The organism is Amycolatopsis sp. NPDC023774 (assembly GCF_040639695.1).
Taxonomy (GTDB): domain Bacteria; phylum Actinomycetota; class Actinomycetes; order Mycobacteriales; family Pseudonocardiaceae; genus Amycolatopsis.
In genome coordinates this window covers 1-6,626 of the sequence record NZ_JBFAAJ010000079.1, presented here as the reverse complement: position 1 = coordinate 6,626, position 6,626 = coordinate 1, and the positions used below count along the sequence as shown (strand labels likewise).

The 6,626-nt window shown below is 64.0% G+C and carries 4 protein-coding genes and 1 pseudogene; 2 read left to right on the top strand and 3 right to left on the bottom strand.

Annotated features, from left to right (window positions below):
- Positions 1–157: 157 nt before the first annotated feature.
- Positions 158–886 carry a hypothetical protein gene (locus AB0F91_RS46635; protein WP_360608885.1) on the bottom strand — a complete coding sequence of 243 codons (729 nt, stop codon included), beginning with the start codon at positions 884–886 and terminating at the stop codon, positions 158–160.
- Positions 887–1,300: 414 nt separating this feature from the next.
- On the opposite strand from AB0F91_RS46635, the pseudogene AB0F91_RS46630 reads away from it, so the two are divergent.
- A pseudogene (locus AB0F91_RS46630) lies at positions 1,301–1,893 on the top strand (IS3 family transposase); the annotation flags it as partial.
- Positions 1,894–2,658: 765 nt separating this feature from the next.
- Here the strand turns inward: AB0F91_RS46630 and AB0F91_RS46625 are convergent.
- On the bottom strand, positions 2,659–4,011 hold the full coding sequence (locus tag AB0F91_RS46625; RefSeq protein ID WP_360608883.1) for an amidohydrolase family protein: 1,353 nt from the start codon (positions 4,009–4,011) through the stop codon (positions 2,659–2,661).
- Positions 4,012–4,267: 256 nt separating this feature from the next.
- Positions 4,268–5,671: an FAD-binding oxidoreductase gene (locus tag AB0F91_RS46620; protein ID WP_360608881.1), complete on the bottom strand. Its 1,404-nt coding sequence runs from the start codon at positions 5,669–5,671 to the stop codon at positions 4,268–4,270.
- Between the two features lie 739 nt (positions 5,672–6,410).
- On the opposite strand from AB0F91_RS46620, the gene AB0F91_RS46615 reads away from it, so the two are divergent.
- On the top strand, positions 6,411–6,626 hold a 216-nt coding region (locus tag AB0F91_RS46615), incomplete at its 3' end, for a transposase (RefSeq protein WP_360608879.1).

Sequence of the window (6,626 nt, the reverse complement as noted above, 5' to 3'; positions counted from 1 at the left end):
ATTGAACGCCTTCGAGATCGCCTTCGACGGCCGCCTCGCCGCCGGACGCAAGTAGTTCACTCAACCCGAGTTACACCGCTCGTTTGACAGACCCCCCAATATCGGTAATTCTCGGTCCGCCTATCGACCGACCGAGAATTACCGAAGGGCTCGAAGTCTAGCTAGTGAACTTTTTCGGGAACTGCGTGACGATTCCCTTGCTGTACATGTCAGCCATGGACGCCATGTGCTCTTCAGCCTTGCCGTAGTCACGAATTGCGCCAGTGAAGTCGTTCTTCAGAAGATCCACGGCGTATGCGGCTGTTTGATCGATGTGCTGATGCCACATCGTCTCACTGTCTGCAAGGGGCCAACTTTTAGGGTTTAACGACGAAGTATAGTCCGCGATTTGCTTCGCATTGTCGTACCAAGCTTTCATTGCCGACTGAAGTCCGGCGTTGTCGCCAGCCTGAGCTGCTTTCAGAACCGGGACCGCATCGTTAATGTGAGTAGTCAGCAGGTCCGTCAGCTGCTTACCTTTGTCGGAACCGTAGTAGGCCGCGAACGCCGCGCCAATGTCAGGCTGATTCTGCAGAAGTCGATTCACTGTAGGCTGCAACGCGTTTTGGTCATGAAAGAAAGCATTGACAGTCGAGTAAGTCCATTCCATGTGTTGCGACCACAGCTTCCGCTGATCGGTGTACAACTTCACTTCGGCGTCCGTATTGGCATTATGCGCCATCGCATCCATGGACATGGTTGTCGACGCACTCGCTCCATTGGACGGACTCGACGAACTACATCCGCTGACGATGGTAGCGACAGCACTGAATCCGGCAACCACGGCTGCCAGTTTCAGGCGCACATCGTGCGATCCGTTCGCGGACATCCACTTCGAGGTGGTCATCTTTTCCTCTCTGGCGTGTCGGTGACACGCAACCCCGCGCTGCCACGCTTGGCATCCCCGGGCTCTCACTACCAGAGTGACCTTCAACGCGGTCCGATGCCAGGCACTCCCGGCCGTCCTTCACACAAATTCGGACACGCATCACGCAATTCTTGGTGGCGACGAGAGGCTCTTCGACGGCAACCGGCTGACTGTGGCTACTCAGGAAGCATCCGCAACTCGAGGACTGCCTCGCCTCCGTCGAGTGGCTGCTGGAGCACGCCGAGACCGAATTCGGCACCGACCGGCTGGTTAACACGGGCGGGGATGTTCTCCTCGTTCAGCACAAGTCACGCCCGCACACCGAGGACTGGCAACCCTCTGCGATTCCGAAACGACGGCTGCCGTTCGCCCGGCTATCGCCGCCGGCGCCGACGGATCTGCTCCATGCAGCAGCTCTTCTCGCTGCACGCCAAGAAGAAGAGCCGCTCCCGTCAGGCCGGGCCGCCGGTGCATGACGACCTGGTCCGCCGTGACTTCACCGCCACCGCGCCGAACACCAAGTGGTTGACAGGTGTCACCGAGCATCACACCGGTGAGGGCAAGCTGTATCTTTGCGCGATCAAGGACTGCTACTCCAACAAGATCGTCGGATACTCCATCGCCTCGCACATGCGGGCCTCGCTCGCCGTCAGCGCGCTGCGGAACGCGATCGCGCTGCGCGACCCGCGCGATGTCGTGGTCCGCTCCGATCGCGGCGCTCAATTCCGGTCGGCGGCCTACCGGTCCCTGTTGCGCAGCCATGGGCTGGCCGGGTCGATGGGGCGGGTCGGTGCGTGTGGTGACAACGTCGCGATGGAGTCGTTCTTCTCGTTGCTGCAGAAGAACGTTCTCGGTACCCGGCGATGGCGTACCCGGGAGGAGCTCAGGCTGGTGATCGTGTCCTGGATTGAAACGAGGTACCACCGCACCGCCGCCAACACGCCCTGGGCAAGCTCACGCCAGTCGAGTTTGAGACCATCTACACGACCGCCGCAGCGGCGCGAAAACAGTCAGCTCCGATGTCAACCGAAGTCTGGGCAGACCCGCTGTGGGAGCGACGGTCTCGGCGACAATTCCGCACCACTCCGCTTGTGTCCGACACCGCCGCTACCCGCACCGAAGCCAAGTGCGCCCACAGCACCCGATCCAGATCAAAATCAGCGCACCCGCAGCATGATCGACCAGGCGACGCTAGACCCACCCAGGGTCCATCACGGAAACCTTGCCCGAACCAGTCTTCAGCCGGAATCGACACAACTGAACGTGGAACTTCCTCCGGGACAGATCCCAGAGGAATTTCCACGTGCTCCGGCGCGGTGGCTCACGCAGGCAATCGCCGTGACGTCGGCGGCACCGCGCCGTGAGCGCATCAACTTCGCTCAGTGCGGGCACGGCCTGGCGCAGGTCCTCGGCAGCACTGGTGCGCGCCACCGATTCCGCGTCGCCGGGAAAGTGGGGCGGAATCGGTGGCCTGGTTCGGCCTCGTGAACCTCTACGCCAGACCGGTGGTGTCCTCGACTGGGCTCGGCTGCAACGGCCCGGGGCCTTTCTCTTCACCCAACCGAGCAGACACTCCGAACTGGACCCGAGTCGCGTGCGACGTCGGTCACCGTCCACCCGCACGAGTTCGATCGCAGCGCGCTTGTCAATCATCGGAGGACCGCTTCGTCTCCTTGCTTCAGACCTGGCTCTGCTTCTCGAACCTCGGGCCCAGTTTCCCTGGTGTCCACGACCAAGGGGAAGCTTCAGGGTTATGCGGCGGCCCGTTCCCGGATGCGCCGGCGGGAGATCTCAATCAGTTCACGGGCAGTCTCGGCGTGAGGTCCGACGAGCCGGCCGCCTGCTTTGACTATCTCGCCGCCCACGATCACCATCTCGACGTCTGCAGGGCCCGCGCCGAAGACCATGGTGGCTACCGGATCCCCGAAGCCGTCCAGGTGGGGGGCCCTCATGTCGACGAGCACAATGTCGGCATGCTTCCCGACGGTCAGAGTGCCGATCTCGTCGTCCAGGTGCCAGGCCCTCGCCCCGCCCACCGTGGCCAGTCGCAACATGTCACGCTGGTCGAGCTCGACTTGGGCCACTGCCTCGTGGCGCACGACGGCTTCGGCGCTCGCGCGGGAGCGCTCACCCGCGAGCGTAAGGCGCATCTCGCTGAAGAGGTCGACACCACTGCTGGTGGTGGTGTCCACGCTGAGCCCTGCCGGAATGCCGTGGCGCAGCACGGCCCCCGTGGCAGGATAGGTGCCCAGGGCCATCAGCATCTCCGTGGTGGAGGAGATGGCGATGGTGCCTCCGCTGTCGGCGATGAGTTCAAGTTCGCGTTCGGTGAGCTGGTTGGCGTGCGCGTAGTTCACGTCAGGCCCGAGCAGGCCGAGGCTGTCGAGCCTGCTGACGGTGTCGGGGAATCCGGCCATCCCGACGTGGACGGAGATCGGCACTCCGAGGGCCCTGGCGAACGCGAAATCCGCAGCCGTTGCCTTCTCGCTGGTAAACGCCGTGCCCCGCAACGCGAGGCCCATCCTCAGGCGTCCTGCCGCGCCGTTCGGGAAGTGCTCGTCGCGCACCCGCGCCGCATCGATGGGATGACCCTGAGCGGGCTCTCCGAAGAAGCCCGCGGTGTCCTCGCCCGGCCCTCCGTGAAGGAAGATCCCGCGAATACCGGAGTCGTGCAGGGCGCGGATGTCGGCATCCGCGTGACCGGAACCGCGCAGGTTGTGTGACCAATCCGCCACAGTGGTGACCCCTGCGCTCAGGGCCTGCAGCGACCCCCACAACGTGCCGGCGTAGACGTCTTCCTCGGTGTACCCCGGGGCAATGTTCCCGACCACGCGTTCCATGTAGCCCATCAGCGACGCGTCACCAGTACTTCCACCCAGCGCACCCTGCCACACGTGGCGGTGCGCGTCGACCATGCCCGGGATCACCAGTCGGCCCTGAGCATCGACACGCCGTGCGTCCCCACCGGCCCACTTCGCAGCGGACGGGCCCACCGCGGCGATGCGCCCGTCGCGCACCAGCACATCCCCCTCTGCCAGGTCACCCACCTCGGTGTCCAGCGTCACCACATAACCACCCGTAATCAGCAAATCCTGCGCACTCACTGGTCTGTGCACTCTTCAGCCCTCCACGATAGATACCGCCCCAAGCCCAACTTGGTGGCACCGATTGCCCTCTTATCTGTGGGCGGCGTAGCACGTCCGGGAACTGGACAGTGCTGACACCAGAGAAGGCGCCATGTCCTCTGTATGAATACGACCCAGACACTCGCATCCTCAGAGGTAAACCGCACCTTCCTGCTATGAGGGCATCACAGCACCCCATTCCACTGCTACCCAGGGTTGGTTGATGCCTCCCTGTTCAGGTGGCCGGTACCACGTTGTGGTTGATCCGGAACATGTTGGTCGGGTCGTAGGTCTTCTTGACGGCCGCGAGGCGCTCGTAACGCTCGGGGCCGTAGATCGCAGCGGCGTCGGCCGCTTCTTCCGGGGCGAGGTTGTTCACCAGCCGCCGGTCGCTCTGCCAGGGTGCCATGCCGTCGAGCAGCGCGGCGACCGATTTCTTGAGCCGCGGCTCCTGCGACAGCGGACCGACCTCGACGCCCAGCAGGCTGTACGGCAGGCCCCTGGTCGCCACGGCGTTGGGCACCGCCGGCTCGCGGTCCCACGCGCCGCCCAGGGCACGGAGTTCGGTGATCCACATGGTGGTGTCGGACTCGGGGCCGACGAGTTCGATCAGCTTGTCCTGCGCCTGCTCGGGGAACTCCCGCAGCATGATGCCCCGTTCGTAGTAGGGCAATGGATCGGTCGGCTCGTTGTGAATCGACGCGACCTCGCTGTAGGGCATGTCCCTCACGGTGTCCAGGATCGCCGGCGCCACCGCCCGCAGCGGCGCTATCAGCCGCTCGCCGTCCTCGGCCGTGCCGTTGTAGGCGAACCGCAAAGTCACCGAGAACACCCCGCGCAGCGGTTCGGGCAGTTCGGGCAGCGGTGGCAGCCGCAGCACGGCGAACGACGAAATCATCGTCTCCGGGGTGCCCGGGTGCCAGGCGGCCCAGGCTCGCAACACGTCGGCCATCCGCTCACCGGGGAAGTAAATGCCGCCACCGTAGAGGCGGGCCACCGGAAACAAGGCGAATTCCAGCGCGGTCACCACCGCGAAGTTGCCCTTGCCGCCCCGCAACGCCCAGAACAGTTCGGGCTCGGACTCCGCGTCGACCTGCCGGAGTTCGCCGTCCGCGGTCACCACCTCGAGCGAGTGCACATGGTCGGCGGCGTAGCCGTGGGAGCGGCCGAGGGTCGGACTGAGACCGCCGCCCAAGGTGTAACCCGAGACTCCCACCGTGGGATTCGACCCGTTCAGCGGAGCCAGACCCACCTTGGCCGCCTCCGCGACGACCTCCGACCAGATCGCTCCGGCGCCGACGCGGGCCGTTTGGCCGACCGCGTCGATGACCACGTCATTCATCCGGTGGGTCGCGATCACCACGGCACCGTGCGCCGTGCCGACCATCTGGTGGCCGGTGGTCTTCACCAGGACCGGCCGGTGCCGGTCCGCCGCGAACGCGACCGCGGCCAGGACATCGGCCACACCCTGCGCCACCACGATCACCGCCGGCACCAGCTCGTGATTCAGGTTGAAGACGGCGCGTTCCTCGTCATATCCCGCATCGCCCGGCAGCAGAACCGAACCCGCCACCACGGCAGTTAGAGACGCAGCCTCCTCAGGTGACACCGGCGGCAGAGACGAATCGTCGAAAGTCATGGCATATGTCCTATTTTTTAGTTCCGAATATCATGAAACCGAGCGGGCCGGACGAGTCCGAAACCGCTTTCCGCCTGGCCACCCAAACCATCCGGCCGAAAAAGCCGGGTTCCAGAGAATGACGAAGGGGCCCAAAAGCCCGCTTCCTGGCGGAGAGAACTACATCGACAAGAACGAAACTAACAAGACTTGACCGATTACGGCGCGGACCACCGATATGATCATCATCACCAGACTTCGCGGGCACATCCCATGCCCACGAGCACCGTGAAGCGGGAGACTGACCACGCGGTTCTGCTACCTATGCCCGAGCCGGGCGCGCGTGAGGCTTCGCTACAGGCCGTCAGCCTTCGATTTTCTCGATGTCCGGATGTGTGGTATCGCTGTCGGTATTTGCGCTAGCCCGACCCAGTTTTCTGCGGCAATATGGAAGGACTCAACTCGAGAGGTGTCCCACGGGTTGTGGTGCCGGAAATAATTGGCTGAATCGTCTTGTCTGACACCGAACTCGTCCGTGGCGCGACAACCTCATGAAGAAGGTGGCGGATCCGTCGTCATACAACCATTCGGTGGGTGTTCCCGGGGGATCGCGAAAGGCTCAGGCTCGCGGGCTGGAGGGCGATCCGGAGCCGCGTACCTCGGTGGGCTATTTCACGACCTAGGTCTCACCACCAATTCTACGACCACTAAGAGCGTGTCTCGTTTGGATCTTTCCCGCTGGGCTGCATGATCTTGTACCGTGATCGACTCGCTGTCGCAACGGCTGGTGCCCGATGACTTGTGGGCGTTGGTGGAACCGCTGGTCCCGCCGGCAAAGGGGCGTCCGCAGGGTGGTGGTCGTGCGCGGAGGGATCCGCGGGCGGTGTTCACGGCGATCGTGTTCGTGTTGACCAGTGGTTGTGCGTGGCGGCACCTGCCGCCCTCGTTCGGGGTATCGGTGCCCACGGCGCACCGG